Source organism: Burkholderia glumae LMG 2196 = ATCC 33617, from assembly GCF_000960995.1.
Classification (GTDB): domain Bacteria; phylum Pseudomonadota; class Gammaproteobacteria; order Burkholderiales; family Burkholderiaceae; genus Burkholderia; species Burkholderia glumae.
The window spans coordinates 1,315,935-1,339,219 of record NZ_CP009434.1; the positions used below are offsets into that span (position 1 = coordinate 1,315,935).

A 23,285-nucleotide genomic window follows, 5' to 3' on the forward strand; every position below is an offset into this window, starting at 1 on the left:
ATGAGGCCGCATCTCGTTTCGGCGCCGCGCGACGCCCAGGCCCGGACGCCCGCGGCCGTGCCGCCGCCGTCCTGCCGGCCTTACGCGAGCTCGTCGTAGGTATGCTCGAAGGCCTGCCGGTAGATCTCGAGCGCGCTCGGCTCGTCGATCTCGCAGGGATTGTTGATCAGCAGCCGCTCCTGCTTCATCGCGTCGGCCGCGAGGCCGCCCAGATCGGCCACGCCGATGCCCACGGCCTGCAGGTTCGACGGCAGCCCGGCGTCGCGCGCGAGCCGCACCAGATGGGCGATGAAGGCCTCGGCCTGCTCGTCGAACGAGCCTGCCGGCTGGAGCCCGATGAGCTGGCCCAGTTCGGCATAGGCCTGCGCGGCGGCGGGCACGCGCGCATTGAAGCGCAGCACGTGCGGCAGCACCAGCGCGTTCGACAGCCCGTGCGGCACATGGAACACCCCGCCGATCGGATAGGCGAGCGCGTGGACGCCGGCCACCGGCGCGTTCGCGAACGCCTGCCCGGCCAGCATCGCGCCGAGCAGCATGGCCGAGCGCGCCGCGAGATCGCCGCCGTCGCGGCAGGCCGGCAGCAGGTTCGCGCTCAGCAGCTGGAGCGCCTTGCCGGCGAGATGATCGGACAGCGGATTCTTCAGCCGCTTGCTGGTGTAGGCCTCGATCGCGTGGACCATCGCGTCGATGCCGGTGGCGGCCGTCGCGGCGGGCGGCAGCCCGACGGTCAGCTCGGGATCGAGGTAGGCGGCGTCGGCATAGAGCTGCGGCGCCACCACGCCGCTCTTGGTGGTCTTGCCGGTGGTCACGATCGCGATCGGCGTGACCTCGGAGCCGGTGCCGGCCGTGGTGGGAATCTGCACCAGCGGCAGGCGGGTGCCCTGCACGCGGTTCACGCCGTACATCTGCTCGAGCGGCTGCGCGCTCGCGCCGAGCACGGCCACCAGCTTCGCGACGTCCATCGACGAGCCGCCGCCCAGCCCGATCACGAGTTCGGCGCCGAACTCGCGCGCGCGGCGGGCGGCGTCGCGCACCACCTCGTCGGGCGGATCGGCCACCACCTCGTCGATCACCAGCACTTCCCAGCCCGCCGCGCCGAGGCTCGCGAGCGCCGGCGCCAGCGTGCCGCCGCGATGGAGGAATGCGTCGGTGACGACGCAGGCGCGGCGGCCCGCATGGCGCTCGCGCAGCGCCTGGCCGAGACGTTTGGCGATGCCGGCCTCGAGCACGATGTGCGCGACGGTCTGAAACGAAAACGCTTGCATGATGTCTGCCCCCGGCAGGTTTCGTTAGGCGGCGCGGGCCTGGCCCCCGCCGGCGCCAGGCCATGATACCGGCGGCCCGGCGATTGCGCAGTTCCGGCGCGCGAACCGGCCGCGAACCGCGTCGTGAGTCGCGGCCGCGGTGCTGGCGAGGGCCGCCGCGAAAATTACCGATCGCCGATATCGTAATTAATTTGGCGGAAATTTTTCCCCGATATATTACCCGGCTAATCCATCGAGAAAATCGATTGCGCACCGTGCATTTACGCGCGCGGGCGCAGCGTTTTATAGTCGCCGTCGGCTCACCCGGCGGCGCCGGCAAGGCAATGCCGGCCGGCCATTATCTGTCAGGGAAAATCACGATGACCGAATCCCGCAATCCCCGATCCGCACAACATTATCCGCGTCCGGCGCCCCTGCAGGGCTGGGTCGCGATCGACCCTGCGGTGGTGCCGCCCGCGTCGCAGAAGGCGCTGCGCGATGCGATCGCGCTCGAGAAGCAGCCGGCCACCGATTACAACGACCTGCTGTGGATCATGGCCCAGCAGTCGAGCGGGGTGGTGAACGCACAGCGTCCGGATTCGACCGCGCGCGGCCTGTTTCAACTGCTGCGTGCGCAATACGGATTGAATCCGAACGGCGAGAAATCATTCGGCATTGCGGTGGAGGAGGCGCAAGGCGGCTTGCGCTATATTTACGGCCGCTATCATTCGGCTTACCAGGCCAGGAAGTTCTGGGAAAGAAACCGCTGGTATTGAACGCGATGATTTCCATTCGCTCCACGGTCGTGGCGGGCGTGGTATCGATCGTGCTGGCAGCCGGGTTCGGCGACGCGGCGCGCGCCGCGAAGCCGGTGCCGGAATTCGGCAACTTTCCGGTGGCGCGGGCCTGGCACGGCAAGGTGGCGCCCACCGTGCTGCAGTCGGAGCAGGATCACCGGTTCGCGACGCGCCTGCGCGAACTGAGCGGCAAGCGGCCGAACTTCGCCGGGCACTACGCGTTCAGTTCGTGGGGCTGCGGCGCCGCCTGCACCATGGCGGTGGCGGTCGACGTGGAGACCGGCGACACGGTCTGGCTGCCGTTTACTGTCTGCTGCTGGAACGCGGAGGTGCGCGAGCCGGTCGAATACCGGCCCGACAGCAAGCTCGTGATCGTGCGCGGCAGCCGCAACGAAACCGGCAACGGCACCTACTATTACCTGTTCGACCAGCACCGCTTCACGCTGCTGCGCGGCGAGGAGCAGGCGCTGCAGAAGCCGGGCCGCTGAACCCGGCGCGGCGGAGCAGGGCCGGGCTGGCCGGGCCGGTGGGGTGCCCACCTGTTGCGGGTTGTTTTTCCGGCGTTCGTTCATACTTACTGTCGACGTTTCGTACCACTCCGAAGGCGACCCGCAATGACGAAACCCGAATTCAGCGATACCGCCAGCGCACGGCCGGACCTGCTGTGCTATCTGGTTGCGATTGCCGCCGCCTCGTATGCGCTGACCGAGGAGTGGCGGGTCGACCATGTGGTCGAATGCTGCCGCCGCTGGCTCGACAAGCAGCGCGTGACGATGGAGTGGCTCGATCGCGTGCGCATCGGCCAGCTTGCATTGAGGATCGCGCGGCGCGACCTGCTGGGCGCCGGCATCGCCGTGCGACTGTCGAGCGTGGCCGCGCTGTTTACGAGCGAGATGGAACTGAACGAGGCGTCGACGATGGTGCAGCGGATGATGGCGCTGTGTCAGGAAGCGCTCTGAGCGCCGCCGGTCGCGCTTGCCCCTCTCGCGCCAGCCTCCCGTCGCCTCGTCGAGCGAGGCTTGGGCGTGCTCGAAGCGCGAGGCGCCGCGCGGCGGCGCGCCCTTGTCACCGCCAGCGGCGGCTGCGTTCGCGGCCGGCAGGAGCGGGGCTTGCCGAGCCTGCGGCTGGTGCGCGCCGCCGGCTCAGGCCAGCGCCTCGTTCGAGCCCGAAAGATCGCGCACGAGCTGCGCGAACGCGTCGGCAGCGAGCGGCCGGCCGAGCAGGAAGCCCTGCATCTCGTCGCAGCGCAGCGTCTCCAGCTTGTCGCGCTGCGTGACGGTCTCCACGCCCTCGGCCACCACATCCATGCCGAGCGAATGCGCGAGCGCGATGATCGCCGAGACGATCGCCGCGCCTTCCTTGCCGTGGCGGTCGAGCCCGCTCGTGAAGAAGCGGTCGATCTTCAGCTGCTTGACGCGAAAGCGCTGCAGGTAGGCGAGGCTCGAATAGCCGGTGCCGAAATCGTCGATCGCGATCTCGAAGCCGCCCTGCTGGAAATCGCGGATCGCGACGATGGTGCGCTCGGCGTCCTGCATCGCCATCGTCTCGGTGATCTCGAAGATGATCTGCTGCGGCGCGACCTGCTCCTGCCGGACGATCTGGAGCATCGCTGCGGCCAGCTCCGGCTGCGCGAGCTGGCGCGTGGAGAGATTGACGGCCACCTTCATCGGCGGCAGCCCGGCCTGCCTCCATTCGCGGATGTGCCGGCAGGTCTCGCGCACCACCCAGTAGCCGATCGCCACGATCTGCCCCGAGCGCTCGGCGATCGGGATGAAGTCGAGCGGCGCGAGCGTGCCGAGCTTCGGATGGCGCAGCCGGATCAGCGCCTCGGCGCCCGTCAGCGCGCGCGTATCGCTGCGGAATTTCGGCTGGAAGTGCAGCGAGAAATAGCCGCTGGCGAGCGCCTCGTGCACCGCCTTCTGGATCTGCAGCGTGCGCAGCGCGGCGTCGTTCATGCCCACCTCGAAGAAGCGGTAGGCGCCGCGCCCGCCGCGCTTGGCCTCGTACATCGCCGCGTCGGCATGCTTGAGCAACGCGTCGACGGTCTCGCCGTCGCGCGGGTAGAGCGCGATGCCGATGCTCGGGGTGACCTGCAGCGGCTCGTCCAGGCTCCAGGCGCCGTCGCGCGTGCGCTCCAGCACGGTCTCGGCGATCACGCGCGCCTCCGACGCCGAGCCGATCCGCTCGGCCAGCACCACGAACTCGTCGCCGCCGAGCCGTGCCACCGTATCGAACGAGCGCACGCAGCCGCGCAGCCGCTGCGAGAACGTCACGAGCACCCGGTCGCCGATCGAATGGCCGAGCGAGTCGTTGATCGCCTTGAAGCCGTCGAGATCCATGAACAGCACCGCGAAACCGCTGTGGCGGCGCCGTGCGGTGTCGATCGCCTCGGCGATGCGGTGGGTGAGCGTGCTGCGGTTGGGCAGCCCGGTCAGCGTGTCGAGCGTGGCGAGCCGCACGATCTCGCCGTTCAGGTTGGTCACCGTGCTGGCGAGCCGGCTGTTGCGTGCATCGATGCGCGAGAGCAGCAGCGTGGCGATCAGGATCACGAACGTGAACAGCGAGACGGTGGTGGCGAGCCACGCCGAATTGATGCCGGCCGCCGCGCCGCAGATGCTGCCCGGCAGGAACGTCGCCGCGGCCATGCCCGCATAGTGCATGCCGCTGATGCCCGCGGCCATCACCAGCGCCGCGCCCGCGCGTGCGCGTACGACCGCGCGCCGCCTCACGCTGCGCAGCCGCCGGGCGATCGCGAGCGCCGCCATCGAGGCCACGATCGCGATCAGGACCGATGCCGCGAACCAGCCCGGCTGGTAGTCGATGTCGGGCCTCATGCGCATTGCCGCCATGCCGGTGTAGTGCATGCCGGCCACGCCGAGCCCCATCAGCGTGCCGCTCGCCGCCAGATGCACGAAGCTGGCGCGCCGGCGCGTGGTGACGAACAGCGCGAGGTACGACGCCACGATCGCGAGCGCGAGCGAATAGCCGGTCTCGACGAGATCGTAGCCGAGCGGGATCGGCAGCGTGAACGCGAGCATCGCGATGAAGTGCATCGACCAGATGCCGGTGCCCATCGCGACGGCGCCGCCGACGAGCCAGGCGTGGCGCAGCGGCGAACGGCCGAGCAGCGCGATGCGGCCCGTCAGGTCGAGCGCGGTATACGACGCGAGCGTCGCCACCATGAACGACACCGCCACCAGGAGGAAATTGTACGAGCCGTGCATGTCGAGACGTCGAAAACAGGGATGTGCGCAAGCTGGCGGCACGCGGCCGCCTCATCCGCAACGAAGCACGGCGGGCGATGCGAAATAGACCGGGTGGAAACGACAGCCGAGGCGTGTTGCCCCAGGGGTTCCGCATCATAGCGCCGACCGGCGCCGATGCGGTTGCCAATCGGGCCGCGATCGGGCCGCGATCGGCCGCCGTGGCGCGCCGATGCGACAGTGTCGGCGCGCCACGGCCGACGGCAATGGTTGCGGGACTTGACGATTTTCGCGATAGAATTGCGGCCGCCAAGCTCGGAAGCGGGTGAAAATCCCGCGCGGTCGCGCCACTGTGACCGGTTTCGCCGTCGTCCGACGGCGGTGCCGGAAGTCAGACCTGGGCTCGGTGCCTGCATTCGCCAAACGGGGCGCGAAACCCCAGGAGATCCCGCGTGACTGATTCCGTCCGATTCCGTGACGCCGGCCGCCCGCGCGCGCGCCGTGCCGTCGCCTGTTCCGCATTGATCGCCGGGCGCGCTTGCCGCGCCGTCGTGGAGCGCATCGACCGCCTGGCGGGTTCGACCGCGCCGCCGGCGCATCCTGCCTGCTCCGGCCCAGCCGCCTGAGCCGAGCGCGCCGGCGCGCTCGGACCGCTGCCGATGGCATGGCGGGACGGCCCGCATCCGAGCGTCGGGCGCGGGCCGTCCGACCGATTGCCGACCGATTGTCGACCGATTTCCGGCGGCATATGCCGGCCCGATGTGCGTCCGGGCCCTTGCCGGCACGGAGCGGCCCGACAGGCCGTGCGCGCCGCCGCGCGCGAGATCGCCCGCCGCTCTTGGCCGCCCACCCTGGCAACCCGCATTCGACCCACGACATGACATACCGCCCGACAGCCTTCCGCCCGCCTTCCGCGCGCCGCCGCGCCTGCGCGGGCATGGTCGCCGTCGCCTCGCTGCTCGGCGCGCCGCGCGTCGTGCCGGCTGCCGCCGCGCCGGAGCCGGGCGAGGGCGGCACGGCCACGGCGCTGCCGGCCATCGCGGTCGGCGCCAGGCGCCCGGGCGGCGCGGCCGGCGCTGCCGACCTGAGCACGCCGGTCGCCGCCGGCAGCCGGCTCGGGCTGGCGAGCCTCGACACGCCGGCCAGCGTCGAGACGCTCGACGGCGCGCGCCTGCGCGAGCGCGGCGACACCACCGTCACGCAGGCCGTCACGCGCGCGGCCGGCTTCGCGGCCGAGGCGGCCCCCGGCAACGGCGGCACGGCCGTCTCGGTGCGCGGCTTCGGCGGCCCCGAGTCGGTCACCACGCTCTACGACGGCACGCGCATGCTGGTGGGCGCGGGCACCGTGACGTTTCCGGCCGACACCTGGTCGGTCGAGCGCATCGAGGTGCTGCGCGGGCCGGCCTCGGTGCTGTACGGCGAGGGTGGACTGGGCGGCGTGATCAACGTGGTGCCGAAAGTGCCGCGGCGCGAGCGCTCGACCACGCTGCTGGCCGGCGCCGGCGCCTATGGGGAGCGGCGCGTGGCGCTCGACGCCACCGGCGCGCTCGCTCCGATGCTGTCGTACCGCTTCTACGTGAACGATGACCGCCAGCACGGCTGGCTGCCGCGCGGCGGGTCGCACATGACCTCGGTGGGCGGCGCGCTCAAGCTCGACCCGAGCCCGTCGCTGTCGTTCACGCTCGACTACGACTTCGCGCGCCACAAGCCGATGGCCAACTTCGGCGTGCCGGTCGCGCATGGCGTGCTCGACACCGCGCTCGCGCGGCAGAACTACAACGTCGGCAACGCGTCGATCGCCTATTACGACCGCTGGGCGCGCCTGAACACGACCTGGCGCGCGAGGCCGGGCATCACGCTGCGCAACCGGCTCTACGCGATGCTGACCGACCGTCACTGGCGCGACTCGGAAAGCTACGCGCTGCAGGCCGACGGCAGCGTGCTGCGCAGCGACTACATCGAGATCCTGCACCACCAGCGGCAGTTGGGCGACCGGCTCGACGCGAGCTTCGACGGCCGCCTGCTGGGCCGCCAGAACCGGCTCGTGGTGGGCGCCGAGTTCAACGACGTGAGCTTCGCGGACAGCAGCAACTCGCCGTTCGGCGGCCAGTCGGTGGTGCCCGCGCTCGGCTTCGACCCGGGCCTGTTCTCGAGCCCCGATCCCACCGTGCCGGCGTTTCGCACGCATACGCACCAGGCCGGCGTGTTCGCCGAGGACCGCCTCGAGCTGACCCGGCGGCTCGCGTGGATCGCGGGCCTGCGCTACGACCATATCGACTATCGGCGCGACAGCTTCGCGACGCGGGCCGCCGGCGCCGCCTCGTTCGACAAGACCTTCGCGCACACCAGCTGGCGCACCGGCCTCGTGTTCTCGCTCACGCCCGAGCTCGCGCTGTATGGCCAGTACACCACCGGCACCGACGGGGTGGGCTCGCTGATCACGCTGTCGAAGTCGAGCAGCGCGTTCACGCTGTCGACCGGCGACCAATGGGAGGCCGGCATGAAACAGGCGTTCGCCGGCGGACGCGGTTCGTGGACGCTCGCGTTCTACCAGATCGTCAAGCGCAACCTGCTCACCGCCGATCCGCAGCACCCGGACCAGACCATCCAGGTCGGCCGGCAATCGTCGCGCGGCGTGGAGTGGACGGGCGCGCTGCGGCTCGGCGGCGGCTGGTCGATCGATGCCAACGCCGCGTTCCTGCGCGCGCGCTACGATGCGTTCGACGAGTCGGTGGGCGGCGCGAGCGTCTCGCGCAGCGGCAAGGTGCCGATCAACATTCCCCGGCAGACCGCCAACCTCTGGGTGGACTGGGCCTTCGCGCCGGGCTGGCGCGCGGGCGCGGGGCTGCGCTACGTGGGCTCGAGCTACGGCGACACCGCCAACACGGTGCGGATTGCGTCGTATACGCTGCTCGACGCGTCCGCCTCGTGGCGCGCCTGGAGGAACCTGACCTTGTCGCTCTACCTGCACAACCTGAGCAACCGCATCTACACGGAAACCAGCCAGAACGACGGCGGCGAGTGGCTGCTCGGCGCGCCGCGCTCGGGCGGCGTGACCGCCACCGTCACGTTCTGAGCCGCCCGCGATGAGCCGCCTGCAGATCACCGAACTCGACTGGACCCCTGCCGCGCGCCGTGCCCGCGCGCTGTTGCGGCGCGTGACGCTCGACGCGCGGCCGGGCGAACTGGTCGGCCTGATCGGGCCGAACGGCAGCGGTAAGACCAGCGTGCTGCGCTGCGCGTTTCGCTACGAGCGCCCGCATGGCGGCACGGTCGGTATCGGCGGCGACGACCTCTGGCGGCTCTCGCCGCGCCTTGCCGCGCGGCGCGTGGCGGTGGTGCTGCAGGACCCGCCCGACGCGTTCGGGCTGACGGTCGCGCAGGTGGTGGCGATGGGACATACGCCGCACAAGCGCATGCTCGACGGCGACACCGCCGACGACCTCGCGCGGGTGGCGCGCTCGCTCGCCGAGGTCGGACTGGCCGCGCTCGGCGAGCGGCCGTTCGCGACCCTGTCCGGCGGCGAGCGGCAGCGCGCGCTGCTGGCGCGCGCGCTGGTGCAGCGGCCCGAAGTATTGATGCTCGACGAGCCCACCAACCATCTCGACCCGCGCCATCAGCTCGCGCTGCTCGCGCTGGTCCGGCGCCTGCGCATCACCACGCTCGCGACGCTGCACGACCTGAACCTCGCCGCCGCGTTCTGCGCGCGGCTGTTCGTGCTGGCCGACGGCGAGATCGTGGCGAGCGGCACGCCCCACGAGGTGCTGACCGCGCCGCTCCTGAAATCCGTCTACGGCGTGGAGGCGATCGTCGACCGGCATCCGGCCGGCGGCTATCCGCGCGTGACGCTGCTCGTCGACGAGGACACTTGAACGCATGAAGCCACGCATTGCGCCGCGACTCCGGCTGGGCCTGCCGGCAGCCTGGTTCGGCCTTGCCATCAGCATGGCCGTGCCGGCCTGCGCGGCCGGCCACTACCCGGTCACCGTCCACAGCTGCAACCGCGCCGTGCGGTTCGACCGCGCGCCGGCGCACGCGGTCAGCAACGACGTGAACCTGACCGAGATGATGCTCGCGCTCGGCCTGCGCGAGCGGATGGCCGGCTACACCGGCGTCGGCGGCTGGAAGACCGCCACGCCCGCGTTGCGCGCGCAACTGGCCGGGCTGCCCGAGCTGGCGCGCCAGTATCCCGCGCTCGAGACGCTGGTGGCGGCGGGTGCCGATTTTTACCTGGCCGGCTGGAACTACGGCATGCGCGTGGGCGGCCCCGTCACGCCCGAGTCGCTGGCGCGCTTCGGCATCGCGTCCTACGAGCTGACGGAATCGTGTTCGCAGGTGATGCCGCGCCCGGCCGCGTCGTTCGACGTTGTCTACGCCGATCTGCGCAACCTCGGCGCGATCTTCGACGTGGCGCCGCGTGCCGAACGTCAGATCGCGTTGATGCGCGCGCGCCTCGACGCGGTGGCGCGCGCGCTCGGGCCGCGCGTCGCGCCGATGCGGACCTTCGTCTACGACAGCGGCGGCGACAAGCCTTTCACCGCCGGCCGGCTCGCGATGCCGACCGCGCTGATCCGCGCGGCGGGCGGCGTCAACGTGATGGACGACCTGGCGCAGAGCTGGGCCGCGGTGAGCTGGGAGAGCGTGGTGGCGCGCAATCCGCAGGTGATCGTGATCGTCGATTACGGCGCCGAGACGGCCGAGCAGAAGATCCGCTACCTGACCGGCAACCCGGCGCTGGCCACCATCGACGCGATCCGCGCGCGGCGCTTCGTGGTGATTCCCTACGACGAGGCCACGCCCGGCGTGCGCAACGCCGAGGCGGTCGAGGCCCTCGCGCGCGCGCTGCATCCGGCCGCGTTCGCGGCGCGGCCGGACCGGGCGCGCTAGATGCGGCGCGCGCGACGTGCCGAAGGCGGCGGGTGGCAGCACCGGCCGGCCGCGCCGTGGGCGGCGCGGCCGTGGCGTGCCGCGACGATCGGCCTGCTGCTGCTGGCCGGCTCGATGCTGGTCGCCACCGGCCTCGGCCCGGTGGCGATCGCGCCCGCCACCGTGGCGCGCGTGCTGGCCGCGCATCTGGGCGGCCACGCGGCGGCCGGCGTCGCACCCGGGCTCGATACGATCGTCTGGCTGATCCGCCTGCCGCGCGTGCTGCTCGGCGCGCTGGTGGGCGCGGCGCTGGCGATGGTCGGCGTCGCGCTGCAGGCGGCCACCGGCAACCGGATGGTCGATCCGCACCTGCTCGGCGTCAGCTCGGGCGCCTCGCTCGGCGCGGTGGCGGCCACCGTCTGGTGCGGTGCCGCGTTCGGCTGGCTCACGCTGTCGGCGTTCGCGTTCGGCGGCGCGCTCGGCGCCACCGCGCTCGTGATCGCGCTGGGGGCGCGCGCCGGGCGGCTCGATTCGTCGCGGCTGCTGCTCTCGGGCGTGGCCGTGTCGTTCGCGCTGATGGCACTCGCGAACCTGCTGATCTATCTCGGCGATCCGCGCGCCGCGCAGTCGGTGCTGTTCTGGATGCTGGGCGGCCTCGGGCTCGCGCGCTGGAGCCTGCTCGGCGCGCCGGCGGCCTGCCTCGTCGCGGGCGGCCTGCTGCTGTTCGGCCGGCGCCGCGAGCTGAACGCGCTGACGGGCGGCGACGTGGCCGCGGCGGCGCTCGGCGTGGACGTCTCGGCGCGGCGCCGCGAGCTGTTCGTGGTCGGCTCGCTGCTGACGGCCGCCTGCGTCGCCGTGAGCGGCGCGATCGGCTTCGTCGGCCTGGTCGTGCCGCATGTGTGCCGGCGCCTGTTCGGCGCCGAGCACGGCCGGCTGATGCCGTTCGCGGCGCTCGGCGGCGCGCTCGCGCTGGTCTGGGCCGACGTGCTCGCGCGCACGCTGATCGCGCCCGACGATCTGCCGATCGGCGTGATCACCGCGCTGATCGGCGGCGCGCTGCTGGTGTGGCTGGTGCGCCGCGGGTAGGGGCAGGGCGGGGCGCGCGATCGCGGCGTTACGGCCGGGCGCCGCGCTTGGCTGGCCGCCATGGTGCCGGGCGATTTTGGCCGGCCTGCGGCCCGGCGCCGACGGTGCGAATCGCGCGCGCCGCAACGTCGGCGTTCGCACCCATCCTACAATGTCGGCGCCGGGACGCGCGCCGCTGCCCGGCGCCCGACCGCTTTTTTTCACCGGAGAATGGATGATGTCGTCCGTATCGCATGGCCGGCCGCCGCGGCTCTACGTGTTCTCGGGGGCGGGGCTGTCCGCCGAGAGCGGGATTCCCACCTTCCGCACCGGCGACGGGATCTGGTCCAGCGCCAATCTCGACAAGGTCTGCAACTTCCTCACCTGGCGCCGCAACCGCGAGGCCGTGTTCGCGTTCTACAACGCGCGGATCGCCGAAAAGCGCGAGGCCCGCCCGAACGACGCGCACCGCATGCTGGCCGCCTGGCAGGAGGCCTGGGGCACCGAACGGGTGCGGCTCGTCACGCAGAATATCGACGATCTGCTGGAGCGGGCGGGCGCGCGGCAGGTCGTGCATCTGCACGGCGACGTGCATTCGCTGCTCTGCACCGCCTGCGATTGCCGCTTCCCGAAGGACGGCGAGCATTACCGGCTCGACACCGCCTGCCCGGCATGCGGCGATGTCGAGTCGGTCAAGCCGGGCGTGGTGTTCTTCAACGAGGCCGCGCCCGAATACGTGACGCTGCACCGGATGCAGCTCGAGATGACCGAGCGCGACCTGTTCGTGGCGATCGGCACCGCGTTCCAGGTGGTCGGGCCGGAGAGCCTGCTGCCGCGTGAGCGGCGCCTTCGCCACGCGCGCAACTTCCTGGTCGATCCGCAGCCGAGCCGCCCGGAATGCTTCGGCCACGTCGAGGCGGTCTCGGCCAGCGTCGGGCTGCGGAATTTGCAGGCGCGCATCGAGGCCTTGATGGCCGAGTGATCCGGGGCGGCGCCGCGCCGGCCCGCGCGGCCTGGCATTTTTTCCTTTTCCCGCGCGCCGCTTCCGGCGAGTTTCCCTTATCCTGAAACCTTTCCGATGGTTTACAAGAAAGTGGGGGGCGGATGCCGCATGACGTCAGTCTGATTGCATTGCTCGCGGCCGGCTTCGGGCTCGCGATGATCTTCGGTTACCTCGCTTCGCTGCTGAAGATGCCGCCGCTCGTCGGCTACCTGCTGGCCGGCATCGTGATCGGCCCGGGCACGCCCGGCTTCGTTGGCGATCTCGCGCTCGCGCAGCAACTGGCCGAGATCGGCGTGATGCTGCTGATGTTCGGCGTGGGCCTGCATTTCTCGCTCGGCGATCTGCTCGCGGTGCGCAAGATCGCGCTGCCCGGCGCGATCGTGCAGATCGCCGTGGCCACCGTGCTTGGCGGTGCGCTGGCGCTGGCCTGGGGCTGGAGCCTCGGCGCGGCGCTGGTGTTCGGGCTCGCGCTGTCGGTGGCCAGCACGGTGGTGCTGCTGCGCGCGCTGGAGGGGCGCGGGCTGGTGGAATCGGTGAACGGGCGCATCGCGGTGGGCTGGCTCGTCGTCGAGGATCTCGTGATGGTGCTGGTGCTGGTGTTGCTGCCGCCGCTTGCCGGGCTGCTCGGCGGCGCGCCGGAGGGCCTGGCGGGCGGCGCGCACACGGCGGCGCCGGGCGGCGCCCTGTGGGGCACGCTCGGGCTCACGTTCCTGAAGGTGGCCGCGTTCATCGCGCTGATGCTGGTGGTGGGCAAACGCGTGTTTCCGCGCATTCTCTGGCTGGTGGCGCGCACCGGCTCGCGCGAGCTGTTCACGCTCTGCATGATCGCGGCGGCGGTGGGCGTCGCGTTCGGCGCCGCGAAGCTGTTCGACGTGTCGTTCGCGCTCGGCGCGTTCTTCGCCGGGATGATGATGCGCGAGTCCGAGTTCAGCCGGCGCGCCGCCGACGAGACGCTGCCGCTGCGCGATGCGTTCTCGGTGCTGTTCTTCATCTCGGTCGGCATGCTGTTCGATCCGGCGATCCTCGTCGAGCAGCCGCTGCACGTGCTGGAGGTGGCGCTGGTGGTGGTGGTCGGCAAGACGCTCGCGGCCGTGGCGCTGGTGCTGGCGTTCCGCTATCCGCTCAACACCGCGCTGACGGTGGGCGCCGGGCTCGCGCAGATCGGCGAGTTCTCGTTCATCCTGGCCGGGCTCGGGCGCTCGCTCGGGCTGCTCTCGGCCGAGGGGCAGAGCCTGATCCTGGCCGTCGCGCTGATCTCGATCTCCACCAACACGCTGCTGTTCGCGGCGATCGAGCCGGCGCTGGGGTGGATTCGCCGCCATTCCGCATTCGCGCGACGGCTCGAGGCGCGCGACGATCCGCTTGCCGCGCTGCCGATGTCCACGCCGCAGACGCACCTGACCGGGCAGGTGGTGATCGTCGGCTACGGCCGCGTGGGCGCGCGCATCGTGCAGGCGCTGGACGAACGCGGCATCGCCTGCGTGGTGGTCGAGCAGAACCGCGAGACGGTGGAGAAACTGCGCGCGGAGGGAGCGGCCGCCGTGTCCGGCGACGCGATCGAGCCGGTGGTGCTGGTGCAGGCGCACATCGCGCGCGCCGGGATGCTGGTGGTGACGCTGCCCGACACCTTCGACGTGCGGCAGATCGTCGAAATCGCGCGGACCCTGAATCCGACGATCGAGATCGCGCTCTGCACCAACAGCGGCGACGAGGCCGCACTGCTGACGAGCGAGGGCGTGGGCACGGTGTTCATCAGCGAGACGGAACTGGCGCGCGGCATGACGGAGCACGTGCTGGCGCGGATGGGAAGTCCACGTTAGGCATGCTGGGCCGATCCCAAACGGGCCGGCAAGTCTCCCTCTGGGTCTGAAGGCGGCCTGCCGAAGCGGCAGCGCGTTTCGATCGAACTGCCGACGGGCGGCTTGCGGCCGGCGCGGATCGACGATGTCACTTGCGCGGGGCGAATGCCAGGCGCTCGCGGGTTGCGCAACCGAAATCCTCGTGCGGTGGCGTACCTGCGGATTCCATTGCGGATACGGCCGCGCCACGCGCTGGCGCTTCAAGAGCATGCCCGACTCCGGCAATTTCAGATCAGTCAGCCACTGTCGTAGCAACGGGGCTACCGCGCCAAGGCGACGATCTGCCCCCGCCAGCTTTCGTGGCTTTCAACGCCGGCGCACGCGCTTTCCGTAATAACGAGGCAGCGAGTGCGGCCGGCGCGACGAATGTCCGGCAGCGCCCCGCGCGAGGCGGGAGTGCCGCAGACCCGGAGCCCTGCGCGCCTGCCAAAACCATGCGGCAGGTAGCATCTCGTCTCTCAACTCTTATATAAGATATAAGATGTTTGATGTTTTGATCCAATCCGATTAGAATCGTGGCCGAAGCAGCGCCCGTACGCATTCCGGAGCGTCTGACGCGCCATCCCCTGAACGCCATACCAGCAGGTTCCCCATGCTTGAAAACTTTCGTGCTCACGTGGCCGCCCGCGCCGCGCTTGGTATCCCGCCCCTGCCGTTGACGGCCCAACAGACCGCCGAGTTGGTGGAGCTGCTGGTGAATCCGCCCGCCGGCGAAGAGCAGACGCTGCTCGACCTGATCACCCACCGCGTGCCCGCCGGCGTCGACGAAGCCGCGCGCGTGAAGGCCGGCTTCCTGGCCGCCGTGGCCAAGGGCGAGACCGCCTGCGCGCTGATCTCGCGCGAGCGCGCGACCGAGCTGCTCGGCACCATGCTGGGCGGCTACAACATCCAGCCGCTGATCGAACTGCTGTCCGACGAGGCGGTGGCCGCCGTGGCCGCCGACGCGCTCAAGAAGACGCTGCTGATGTTCGACCAGTTCCACGACGTCAAGGAACTGGCCGAGCAGGGCAACGCGCACGCCAAGGCCGTGCTGCAGAGCTGGGCCGACGCCGAGTGGTTCACGAGCCGCCCGGAAGTGCCGCAGAGCCTGACCGTCACCGTCTTCAAGGTGCCGGGCGAAACCAATACCGACGATCTCTCGCCGGCCCCGGACGCCACCACGCGCCCCGACATCCCGCTGCACGCGCTGGCGATGCTGAAGAACGCGCGCCCCGGCATCACCCCGGAAGAGGACGGCAAGCGCGGCCCGGTGAAGTTCATCGAGTCGCTGAAGGAGAAGGGCCATCTGGTCGCCTACGTGGGCGACGTGGTCGGCACCGGCTCCTCGCGCAAGTCGGCCACCAATTCGGTGCTTTGGTTCACGGGCGAGGACATCCCGTTCGTGCCGAACAAGCGCTTCGGCGGCGTGTGCCTGGGCGGCAAGATCGCGCCGATCTTCTACAACACGATGGAAGATGCCGGCGCGCTGCCGATCGAACTCGACGTCTCGCAGATGGAAATGGGCGACGTGATCGAACTGCGTCCCTATGAAGGCAAGGCACTCAAGAACGGCGAGGTGATCGCCGAGTTCCAGGTGAAGTCCGACGTGCTGTTCGACGAAGTGCGCGCCGGCGGCCGGATCCCGCTCATCATCGGCCGCGGCTTGACCGCCAAGGCGCGCGAGGCGCTGGGGCTGGCCCCGTCGACGCTGTTCCGTCTGCCGCATCAGCCGGCCGACAGCGGCCGCGGCTTCTCGCTCGCGCAGAAGATGGTCGGCCGCGCCTGCGGCCTGCCGGAAGGCCAGGGCGTGCGCCCGGGCACCTACTGCGAGCCGAAGATGACCTCGGTGGGTTCGCAGGACACCACCGGCCCGATGACGCGCGACGAGCTGAAGGATCTGGCCTGCCTCGGCTTTTCTGCCGACCTCGTGATGCAGTCGTTCTGCCACACGGCGGCCTATCCGAAGCCGGTGGACGTGAAAACGCACCAGACGCTGCCGAACTTCATCAGCACGCGCGGCGGCATCGCGCTGCGCCCCGGCGACGGCGTGATCCACTCCTGGCTGAACCGCATGCTGCTGCCCGACACGGTCGGCACCGGCGGCGATTCGCACACGCGTTTCCCGATCGGCATCAGCTTCCCGGCCGGCTCGGGCCTGGTCGCGTTCGCCGCCGCCACCGGCACGATGCCGCTCGACATGCCGGAATCGGTGCTGGTCCGCTTCAAGGGCAAGATGCAGCCGGGCGTCACGCTGCGCGACCTCGTCAACGCGATTCCGCTCTATGCGATCAAGCAGGGCATGCTGACGGTGGCCAAGCAGGGCAAGAAAAACATCTTCTCGGGCCGCATCCTCGAGATCGAGGGCCTGCCGGACCTGAAGGTCGAGCAGGCGTTCGAGCTGTCGGACGCGTCGGCCGAGCGTTCGGCCGCCGGCTGCACGGTGCGGCTGAACAAGGAGCCGATCATCGAGTACCTCAACAGCAACGTCACGCTGCTGAAGTGGATGATCGCCGAGGGCTACCAGGACCCGCGCAGCCTGCAGCGCCGCATCGCGGCGATGGAGCAGTGGCTGGCCGACCCGCAGTTGCTGGAGCCGGATGCCGACGCCGACTACGCCGCCGTGATCGAGATCGATCTGGCCGACATCCACGAGCCGATCGTGGCCTGCCCGAACGATCCGGACGACGTGAAGACGCTGTCGGACGTGGCCGGCGCCAAGATCGACGAAGTGTTCATCGGCTCGTGCATGACCAACATCGGCCACTTCCGCGCCGCCTCGAAGCTGCTGGAAGGCAAGCGCGACATTCCCGTCAAGCTGTGGGTCGCGCCGCCGACCAAGATGGACCAGAAGCAGCTGACCGAGGAAGGCCATTACGGCGTGTTCGGCACGGCCGGCGCGCGCACCGAAATGCCGGGCTGCTCGCTGTGCATGGGCAACCAGGCACAGGTGCGCGAAGGCGCGACGGTGATGTCGACCTCCACGCGCAACTTCCCGAACCGTCTCGGCAAGAACACCAACGTGTATCTCGGCTCGGCGGAACTGGCGGCGATCTGCTCGCGTCTGGGCAAGATCCCGACCAGGGAAGAGTACATGGCCGACATGGGCGTGCTGACCGCCAATGGCGACAAGATCTACCAGTACATGAACTTCGACCAGATCGCGGATTTCAAGGAAGTGGCGGATACGGTCAAGGCGTAAGCAGCCTGAGGATCGGGCCACGCGCGAGGGATGCGGCGTGGCCTCCGAGAAGCGCCGCGGGGGAATACCCGCGGCGCTTTTTTTGTCGGTGCGGGCGCGGCGCCGGCGCCGCGTTTCGGCGGGTGCCCGCGCGGCGTTAGAATGACCACCTTTTTCAGGGAGAAGCCGATGTCCTGGTTCATCTACGAAGTACCCGAATACCACGAGGACGGGGCGCGCATCGAACCCTTCAGCGATCTGCGCGATCGCGTGCTCAAGCTCAGCGGCCAGTCGATGGTCGACGAGCTGGAAAGTATCCGCGAGAACGCCGTGACGACGGCGGCTACCCCCGCGCACGCGCTGCTCGGCGTGGAGAACCCGCAGGTGTTTCCGATTCCCTACGCCGATTCGATGATCCTGGTCGGGTTCATCTTCGAGATGAAGCGCGACGGGCGGCAGCTGGTGGTGTCGCCGGTGGAGATGCCCTGGCTGAAGGACGCCTGAACGGCGGGAGCGCGGACCTCATGCAGACGCCCGATCTCGAACGCCTGGTCACGCTGGAGATGCCGTTCGGCAAATACAAGGGGCGGCTCATCGCCGACCTGCCCGGCCCTTATCTGAACTGGATGGCGCGCGAGGGATTCCCGCGCGGCGAGATCGGGCGGCTGCTCGCGCTGATGCACGAGCTGGACCATAACGGCCTGAGGGCGTTGCTGGAGCCCTTGCGCAAGCGCCGGTGAGGCAATCGCACGGCGCGGTCTGCCGGCGGCGTACCCGCGGGACGCGCCGACGCGGCAGGCCGGACGGCGCCCGCCGGAGGCGCTCGCTCGCGCCGGTATCACGTCACGTCGTCAGGAGCGCGCCGCGCTCGGGCTGCCCGCGTCGGCCGGTGCATTGGGCTTTGCATTGGCCTGCATCTGGACCATCGCGCGCGGCCGTGCCGGCCTGGTTGCCGGTGCAGTCGGGGCGGCGCGCGCGGCCGTTTGCGCCGGCACCCCGGCGGCCGCGGCCGACGCCGGCTTCACTGCATCGGGCTTGACCGGCGCATCGGGCGGCACCGCCAGCAACTGCAGCGTGCCGCCCATCACCGACGAAAACACCGGGCCAGCCACCGTGCCGCCGTAGTAGCCGCGCCCGCCCGGCTCGTCGATCATCACGGCGACGATCACGCGCGGGTCGCTCATCGGCGCCATGCCGGCGAACAGGGCGCGGTACTTGCCCTTGGCGTAGCCGCCGCCTTCCTGCTTGCGCGCGGTGCCGGTCTTGCCGCCGATCCGGTAGCCGTCCACGCGCGCCGCGCGCCCGGTGCCGCCCTCGCTGACGGCCATCTCCAGCATCGAGCGGATCGCGGCGGCGGTCTCGGGCCGTGTCACGCGATGGCCCTGGCGGCCGGCATCGCTGCCGTCGCGCAGCAGCGAGACCGGGTGGAGCGTGCCGTCGCCGGCATAGGCGGTGTACATCTGCGCGATCTGCAGCAGCGACATCGACAGCCCATAGCCGTAAGCCATGGTGGCCTGCTCGATCGGCCGCCAGCGCTGGTAGGGGCGCAGCCGGCCCGAGGCGACGCCGGGAAACGTCAGATCCGGCGCGTGGCCGATGCCGTATTCCTGATACTTGTCCCAGATCGTCTGCGCGGGCAGGTTCAGCGCCAGCTTCGCGAGCGCGACGTTGCTCGACTTCTGCAGCGCCTGCGCGACCGTCATCACGCCGTGGTTCGAGGTGTCGTGGATCACCGCCGGCCCGATCTTCCAGGTGCCGGGCGAGGTGTTGACGAGCGTCTGCGGCCCGACCTTGCCCTCGTCGATCGACAGCGCCACGACGAGCGGCTTGACGGTCGAGCCGGGCTCGAACGTGTCGATCACGGCGCGGTTGCGCAATTGCGCGCCGGTCAGGCGGCTGCGGTCGTTCGGGTCGAAGGTCGGGTAATTGGCGAGCGCGAGGATCTCGCCCGAGCGCGCCTCGAGCACCACCACGCTGCCCGCCTTCGCATGGTTGGCCAGCACGGCGGCCTTCAGTTGCGCGTAGGCGAGCTGCTGCACGCGGCGGTCGATCGTCAGCTCGACGGTGGCGCCGTGCTGCGCGGGCACCAGCGGGCGCGTGTCGGAGATGATGCGGCCGAGCCGGTCGCGGATCACCTCGCGCTGCCCGGCGGTGCCGAGCAGCCGGCCGTCGGCGGCCAGCTCGACGCCTTCCTGGCCGCGGTCCTCGATGTTGGTGAAGCCCACCACGTGCGCGGCCGATTCGCCTTCGGGATAGAAGCGCTTCGAATCGGCGATCTGCGTGATGCCTTCGAGGTCGAGCTTGCCGATCTTCGCGGCAGTGTCGGGATCGATCTGCCGCTTCAGCAGCACGAAGCTCTTGTCTGCCGTCAGGCGCCGCGCGAGTTCGGCGTGCGGCATGTCGAGCAGCTTCGCGAGCGGGCCGTAGGCGGCCGGATCGACCTGCTTCGGATTGGCCCAGATTTCGTAGGTGGCGAGGCTCACGGCCAGCATCGCGCCGTTGCGATCGACGATGCGCCCGCGCGTCGCGTCCAGTTCGATGGTGCGCTGATAGCGTTTCTCGCCCTGTCCGAGATAGAAATCCTGATTGGCGACCTGCACCCAGAACGCGCGCCCGATCAGCGCGGCGAACGCGAGAAACATGACGATCACGACGAATTTCGAACGCCACATCGGCAGGCTCGACCCGAGCATCGGGCTGCGCGCGACGGCGACGTAAGGATCGGCGGATTTCGGCTTGTTTCGGTGCGGCATGAGGGCGGCGGGAAGGCGCTGGTTTATTTGAAAGAAATATTAAGGCGATTTGCAATGATTGTCGATGCGAATCTGGCCCGCGCCGGTGCCGGCGCAGGGCGGCCGGCGAGGCGGCGGGGGGGCGTGCGCGGCGGCCAGCCGGCGGGCTGCCAGCCAGTCCGTTCGCCCGGACGGTTCGCCCGCATCCTCAGGGATGCGAACGACCGCCGGCGCGGGCCGGCCGTGCGCCACTGCGGCCCAGCCTGCAGTGGTGTGCAGCCGGTCAGACGGGGTCCTTGTCGGGCGGCGCGTCGTGTGGCTGCTGCGGGCTGTCGCGATGCCCGGGCGGCGCGGGCTCGCCGGTGTCGGGCGCCGGATCGCGGGTCGGATCGGCAGGCAGGTCGGGAATCGGCGTGGTGTGATCGGTCATGGCGTGAGCGTGGTGCGAGAGGGCGAGGGGCCGCGCGCGGCGGCGGAGCAAGTCGGCGACAGCCGCGCGCTTCCGTTATAGACGATCGCAGCGCGGCCGGTGTGCGTCTTGCCGCCAGCGCACGCGCGGCGGCGTCCCCGGCCGTGCCGCGCCCTTCAGTCAGTCGATCCCGTGGAATACCGCGTCCTCGGGGCCAAGGTGCACGGGCGACCGCCAGGTCGCGTCGCGCATCGAGTGCTGCACCAGATGATCGACGCCGAGCAGCACGGCGAACACCGCCATGCGCACCGGAATGCCGTTGTCGGTCTGGCGGAAGATCGCCAGCCGCGGGTCGCGGTTCAGGTCGGTGGCGAGATCGTTGGCGCCGGGCCGGCTGTCGCGCGGCAGCGGGTGCATGATCAGCGTGTCGCGCTGGCACACGGCGTCGACGAGCGCCTGGTTGATCTGGAAGTCGGGCGTGTAGCCCTCGAACGATTCGTCGGTGAAGCGCTCCTTCTGGATCCGCGTGGCGTAGACCACGTCCGCGCCGGCCAGCCCGCGTGACAGATCGGTGGTTTCCTCGATCACGTGGCCGTTCTTCGAGATCTGCTCGACGATGTAGCGCGGCATCTCCAGCGAGGCCGGCGCGACCAGCGTGAAGCGGATGCCGCGATAGAGCGCCAGCAGCTTGGCCAGCGAGTGGACGGTGCGGCCGTATTTCAGGTCGCCGACGAACGCGATGTGCGAGCCGTCGACGATCTTGCCGAGCCGCGAGAACTCGCGCTGGATCGTGTAGAGATCGAGCAGCGCCTGGCTCGGGTGCTCGCCGGGGCCGTCGCCGCCGTTGATCACCGGCAGGTTGGTCGCGCGCGCGAACTCGGCCACCGAGCCCTGTTCGGGATGGCGGATCACGAGCGCATCGACATAGCCGGCCATCACGCGGCCGGTGTCGTGGATCGATTCGCCCTTGGCCATCGACGAGAACGTGAAGCCGGTGGTGTCGCAGACCGAGCCGCCGAGCCGGCAGAACGCGGCGCCGAACGACACGCGGGTGCGCGTGCTGGCCTCGAAGAACAGGTTGCCGAGCACGGCGCCCTCCAGCACGCGCGAGATCTTGCGGCGGCGCGCGATCGGCTGCATCACGTCGGCCACGCGGAACAGCGCTTCGACCGAGTCGCGCGAGAACTGATCGACGGACAGCAGCTGCGGGCGCCCCTCGAACTGGATCTGACTCGCAAGCGATGAGATATCTACGCTTTGCGTATATTTTGCTTCTTCCGAAGTGCGCGCGACGATTTCCGTCACATAGCGTTCGACGATCTCGGGCATCGAGCGCGATTCCTGGGAGTCGTCGGGCAGCAGCCAGGTATCGAGTGCCCTGCGGCTCACGCCGATGCGGTTCGCGAACGCTTCGCGGGTCAGGTTGAGGCGACGCATCGCATCGCGCAGGAAGGCTTGCTGGGGCGTGGTCATGGCAGGTTCGGTATCAAAATATACGCAAGGCGTATATTAAGCGGCGCCGGGCCGAAGTCAAGCCGCGGCGCTCGCCAGCCTTGGATGTACCTTCGCCGCCACGCACTACAATCAGTTACTGGCGGCGGCGAGCCGCATTTGTATAATCGGGACCGGTCCCCGCGCTGGCGGGGGCGCAGGCCGTTCGACAAGGCACGATGCGCTCGCTTCGCGCGGGCAAATTTCCAAGGAGAATCACGATGACTCGTTCGATTGCCGCTGTTCTGCTGGTTTTGACCGCCGCGCTCGCAGGCTGCAACACCATCGCCGGCGCCGGCCAGGATATTTCGAACGGCGGCAACGCCATCTCGAATACGGCCGAAAAGGCCAAGTAAGCGTGTCGCGCCGGCTCGCCCGGCGCGAACCGCGACCTTCGACGGGCCGCCTCGGGCGGCCCGTTTTCATTGGTGGAGGGGCGGCGGACAACGGGGCGGGCGGCCCGCGCCGGCCGCCTAGGCCGGGCGCCGCGCCTCGGCTTCCTGGTACTGCGCCCGCAGCGCGCGCGCGAGCAGCGTGTCCACTTCGCGCGGCGGCCCGCCGCGCGTGAGGATCGCCACCGGCGGCAGCGTCCAGTCGAGCGAATACGGCACGATCGCCACGCCGGCGACATGCACGAGCTCCTCGGCGATGTCGGCCGGCACGATCGACACGGCGTTCTCGTTCGAGGCGAGGATCTCGCCGATCAGGCGCGACGAATAGCTCTCGACGATCGGCACCGGCGGCGAGGCGCCGGCGCGCAGGAACAGGTCGGAGATCTGCTCGCGGATCGGCGTGTGCGGCGCGCCGAGAATCCAGTCGAGTTCGACGAGCTTCTGCCAGTCGAGCGCGTTGCGCGCGAGCCGTGCGGCGAGGCGCCGGCTCGCGATCAGCCGCGGCCGCTGCTGGTAGACCACCTCGAAGCGCAGGTCGGCCAGATCGACGGTGGAGGTGGCGCGCGCGATCACCACGTCGAGCTGGTGCTCGCGCAACTGCGCGATCAGCGTCTCGCTGGTGCCTTCGTGGATCGTCATGGTGAGCCGCTGCGGCACGTCGGCCTGGGTCCGGCGGATCGCGGCGGCGAGCGTCTTGCCCGAGATGAACGGGATCACGCCGATGTGGATGCGCGTGGCGTGGCCCGCCACCACCGCCTCGATGTCGCGCGTGAGGTGCTCGAGGTCGTGCAGCATGGCCTGCGCGCGCGCCAGCACCACCTTGCCGAGCGCGGTGGGCGTCATGCCGCGTGGCGTGCGGTCGAACAGCGGGCCGCCGAACATGGCTTCGAGTTCGGCCAGCGCGTTCGTGACGGCCGGCTGGCTGCTTGCCATCTGCTCGGCCACGCGCGTGAGCGAGCCGAACTGGCGGATCTGCAGCAGCAGGATCAGGTGGCGAATCTTCAGACGAGTGCTGAGGCGCCGGATCACTTCGTCCGTATCGAAAGCCACTGTGGCGAAACCCTGGT

General features: G+C 70.2%; 19 protein-coding genes. 13 read left to right on the top strand and 6 right to left on the bottom strand.

Features of this window, described 5'->3' with window-relative positions; all coding sequences use genetic code 11:
* Positions 1-80: 80 nt before the first annotated feature.
* Positions 81-1,265 carry an iron-containing alcohol dehydrogenase gene (locus KS03_RS06935; protein ID WP_015877535.1) on the bottom strand — a complete coding sequence of 395 codons (1,185 nt, stop codon included), beginning with the start codon at positions 1,263-1,265 and terminating at the stop codon, positions 81-83.
* A gap of 254 nt (positions 1,266-1,519) precedes the next feature.
* On the opposite strand from KS03_RS06935, the gene KS03_RS06940 reads away from it, so the two are divergent.
* The 3 genes from KS03_RS06940 to KS03_RS06950 all read left to right on the top strand — a co-directional run bounded on the left by KS03_RS06940 (position 1,520) and on the right by KS03_RS06950 (position 3,000).
* The gene (locus tag KS03_RS06940) at positions 1,520-2,020 is read left to right on the top strand and encodes an aggregation-promoting factor C-terminal-like domain-containing protein (RefSeq protein WP_230674569.1); all 501 of its coding nucleotides are present in this window, start codon (positions 1,520-1,522) and stop codon (positions 2,018-2,020) included.
* 5 nt (positions 2,021-2,025) lie between these two features.
* Positions 2,026-2,529 carry a hypothetical protein gene (locus KS03_RS06945; protein WP_015877533.1) on the top strand — a complete coding sequence of 168 codons (504 nt, stop codon included), beginning with the start codon at positions 2,026-2,028 and terminating at the stop codon, positions 2,527-2,529.
* Between the two features lie 126 nt (positions 2,530-2,655).
* Positions 2,656-3,000, top strand: a complete 345-nt coding sequence (locus KS03_RS06950) for a hypothetical protein (protein ID WP_015877532.1) — start codon at positions 2,656-2,658, stop codon at positions 2,998-3,000.
* Positions 3,001-3,183: 183 nt separating this feature from the next.
* On the opposite strand, the gene KS03_RS06955 is transcribed toward KS03_RS06950, so the two are convergent.
* A complete protein-coding gene (locus KS03_RS06955; protein ID WP_015877531.1) occupies positions 3,184-5,265 on the bottom strand; it encodes a putative bifunctional diguanylate cyclase/phosphodiesterase in 2,082 nt (693 codons plus the stop codon).
* 727 nt (positions 5,266-5,992) lie between these two features.
* On the opposite strand from KS03_RS06955, the gene KS03_RS06960 reads away from it, so the two are divergent.
* The 9 genes from KS03_RS06960 to KS03_RS07000 all read left to right on the top strand — a co-directional run bounded on the left by KS03_RS06960 (position 5,993) and on the right by KS03_RS07000 (position 17,934).
* Positions 5,993-8,320, top strand: a complete 2,328-nt coding sequence (locus KS03_RS06960; protein WP_373419895.1) for a TonB-dependent receptor — start codon at positions 5,993-5,995, stop codon at positions 8,318-8,320.
* 10 nt (positions 8,321-8,330) lie between these two features.
* Positions 8,331-9,116, top strand: a complete 786-nt coding sequence (locus tag KS03_RS06965) for an ABC transporter ATP-binding protein (protein WP_015877529.1) — start codon at positions 8,331-8,333, stop codon at positions 9,114-9,116.
* 4 nt (positions 9,117-9,120) lie between these two features.
* A complete protein-coding gene (locus tag KS03_RS06970) occupies positions 9,121-10,131 on the top strand; it encodes an ABC transporter substrate-binding protein (RefSeq protein ID WP_015877528.1) in 1,011 nt (336 codons plus the stop codon).
* Positions 10,132-10,245: 114 nt separating this feature from the next.
* Complete coding sequence (locus KS03_RS06975; protein ID WP_230674478.1) at positions 10,246-11,196, top strand: FecCD family ABC transporter permease; 951 nt, start codon at positions 10,246-10,248, stop codon at positions 11,194-11,196.
* Positions 11,197-11,410: 214 nt separating this feature from the next.
* Complete coding sequence (locus KS03_RS06980) at positions 11,411-12,157, top strand: SIR2 family NAD-dependent protein deacylase (protein ID WP_015877526.1); 747 nt, start codon at positions 11,411-11,413, stop codon at positions 12,155-12,157.
* A 122-nt stretch (positions 12,158-12,279) separates the two neighbouring features.
* Positions 12,280-13,998 (top strand): cation:proton antiporter domain-containing protein, encoded by a 1,719-nt coding sequence (locus KS03_RS06985; protein WP_015877525.1) that lies wholly within the window; start codon positions 12,280-12,282, stop codon positions 13,996-13,998.
* 631 nt (positions 13,999-14,629) lie between these two features.
* Positions 14,630-17,215, top strand: a complete 2,586-nt coding sequence (acnB, locus tag KS03_RS06990; RefSeq protein WP_015877524.1) for a bifunctional aconitate hydratase 2/2-methylisocitrate dehydratase — start codon at positions 14,630-14,632, stop codon at positions 17,213-17,215.
* A gap of 168 nt (positions 17,216-17,383) precedes the next feature.
* Positions 17,384-17,698 carry a hypothetical protein gene (locus KS03_RS06995; protein WP_015877523.1) on the top strand — a complete coding sequence of 105 codons (315 nt, stop codon included), beginning with the start codon at positions 17,384-17,386 and terminating at the stop codon, positions 17,696-17,698.
* Between the two features lie 20 nt (positions 17,699-17,718).
* Complete coding sequence (locus KS03_RS07000; protein ID WP_015877522.1) at positions 17,719-17,934, top strand: DUF3820 family protein; 216 nt, start codon at positions 17,719-17,721, stop codon at positions 17,932-17,934.
* 111 nt (positions 17,935-18,045) lie between these two features.
* Here the strand turns inward: KS03_RS07000 and KS03_RS07005 are convergent, their stop codons facing one another.
* The 3 genes from KS03_RS07005 to KS03_RS07010 all read right to left on the bottom strand — a co-directional run bounded on the left by KS03_RS07005 (position 18,046) and on the right by KS03_RS07010 (position 21,808).
* Positions 18,046-19,947 carry a peptidoglycan D,D-transpeptidase FtsI family protein gene (locus KS03_RS07005; protein ID WP_015877521.1) on the bottom strand — a complete coding sequence of 634 codons (1,902 nt, stop codon included), beginning with the start codon at positions 19,945-19,947 and terminating at the stop codon, positions 18,046-18,048.
* 262 nt (positions 19,948-20,209) lie between these two features.
* On the bottom strand, positions 20,210-20,356 hold the full coding sequence (locus KS03_RS32245) for a hypothetical protein (protein WP_015877520.1): 147 nt from the start codon (positions 20,354-20,356) through the stop codon (positions 20,210-20,212).
* Positions 20,357-20,515: 159 nt separating this feature from the next.
* Complete coding sequence (locus tag KS03_RS07010) at positions 20,516-21,808, bottom strand: aspartate carbamoyltransferase (protein WP_015877519.1); 1,293 nt, start codon at positions 21,806-21,808, stop codon at positions 20,516-20,518.
* Between the two features lie 239 nt (positions 21,809-22,047).
* Between KS03_RS07010 and KS03_RS07015 the strand changes: the two genes are divergently transcribed.
* Complete coding sequence (locus KS03_RS07015) at positions 22,048-22,182, top strand: entericidin A/B family lipoprotein (protein WP_015877518.1); 135 nt, start codon at positions 22,048-22,050, stop codon at positions 22,180-22,182.
* Positions 22,183-22,299: 117 nt separating this feature from the next.
* Here the strand turns inward: KS03_RS07015 and KS03_RS07020 are convergent, their stop codons facing one another.
* Positions 22,300-23,268 (bottom strand): LysR family transcriptional regulator, encoded by a 969-nt coding sequence (locus KS03_RS07020; RefSeq protein ID WP_015877517.1) that lies wholly within the window; start codon positions 23,266-23,268, stop codon positions 22,300-22,302.
* Between the last annotated feature and the right edge of the window lie 17 nt (positions 23,269-23,285).

Excerpts from the sequence above, each read along its gene's own strand:
- KS03_RS06935 (WP_015877535.1), bottom strand. The coding sequence starts at position 1,265 with ATGCAAGCGTTTTCGTTTCAGACCGTCGCGCACATCGTGCTCGAGGCC.
- KS03_RS06945 (WP_015877533.1), top strand. The coding sequence starts at position 2,026 with ATGATTTCCATTCGCTCCACGGTCGTGGCGGGCGTGGTATCGATCGTG.
- KS03_RS06950 (WP_015877532.1), top strand. The coding sequence starts at position 2,656 with ATGACGAAACCCGAATTCAGCGATACCGCCAGCGCACGGCCGGACCTG.
- KS03_RS06955 (WP_015877531.1), bottom strand. The coding sequence starts at position 5,265 with ATGCACGGCTCGTACAATTTCCTCCTGGTGGCGGTGTCGTTCATGGTG.
- KS03_RS06960 (WP_373419895.1), top strand. The coding sequence starts at position 5,993 with ATGCCGGCCCGATGTGCGTCCGGGCCCTTGCCGGCACGGAGCGGCCCG.
- KS03_RS06965 (WP_015877529.1), top strand. The coding sequence starts at position 8,331 with ATGAGCCGCCTGCAGATCACCGAACTCGACTGGACCCCTGCCGCGCGC.
- KS03_RS06970 (WP_015877528.1), top strand. The coding sequence starts at position 9,121 with ATGAAGCCACGCATTGCGCCGCGACTCCGGCTGGGCCTGCCGGCAGCC.
- KS03_RS06975 (WP_230674478.1), top strand. The coding sequence starts at position 10,246 with ATGCTGGTCGCCACCGGCCTCGGCCCGGTGGCGATCGCGCCCGCCACC.
- KS03_RS06980 (WP_015877526.1), top strand. The coding sequence starts at position 11,411 with ATGATGTCGTCCGTATCGCATGGCCGGCCGCCGCGGCTCTACGTGTTC.
- KS03_RS06985 (WP_015877525.1), top strand. The coding sequence starts at position 12,280 with ATGCCGCATGACGTCAGTCTGATTGCATTGCTCGCGGCCGGCTTCGGG.
- acnB (WP_015877524.1), top strand. The coding sequence starts at position 14,630 with ATGCTTGAAAACTTTCGTGCTCACGTGGCCGCCCGCGCCGCGCTTGGT.
- KS03_RS06995 (WP_015877523.1), top strand. The coding sequence starts at position 17,384 with ATGTCCTGGTTCATCTACGAAGTACCCGAATACCACGAGGACGGGGCG.
- KS03_RS07000 (WP_015877522.1), top strand. The coding sequence starts at position 17,719 with ATGCAGACGCCCGATCTCGAACGCCTGGTCACGCTGGAGATGCCGTTC.
- KS03_RS07005 (WP_015877521.1), bottom strand. The coding sequence starts at position 19,947 with ATGCCGCACCGAAACAAGCCGAAATCCGCCGATCCTTACGTCGCCGTC.
- KS03_RS32245 (WP_015877520.1), bottom strand. The coding sequence starts at position 20,356 with ATGACCGATCACACCACGCCGATTCCCGACCTGCCTGCCGATCCGACC.
- KS03_RS07010 (WP_015877519.1), bottom strand. The coding sequence starts at position 21,808 with ATGACCACGCCCCAGCAAGCCTTCCTGCGCGATGCGATGCGTCGCCTC.
- KS03_RS07015 (WP_015877518.1), top strand. The coding sequence starts at position 22,048 with ATGACTCGTTCGATTGCCGCTGTTCTGCTGGTTTTGACCGCCGCGCTC.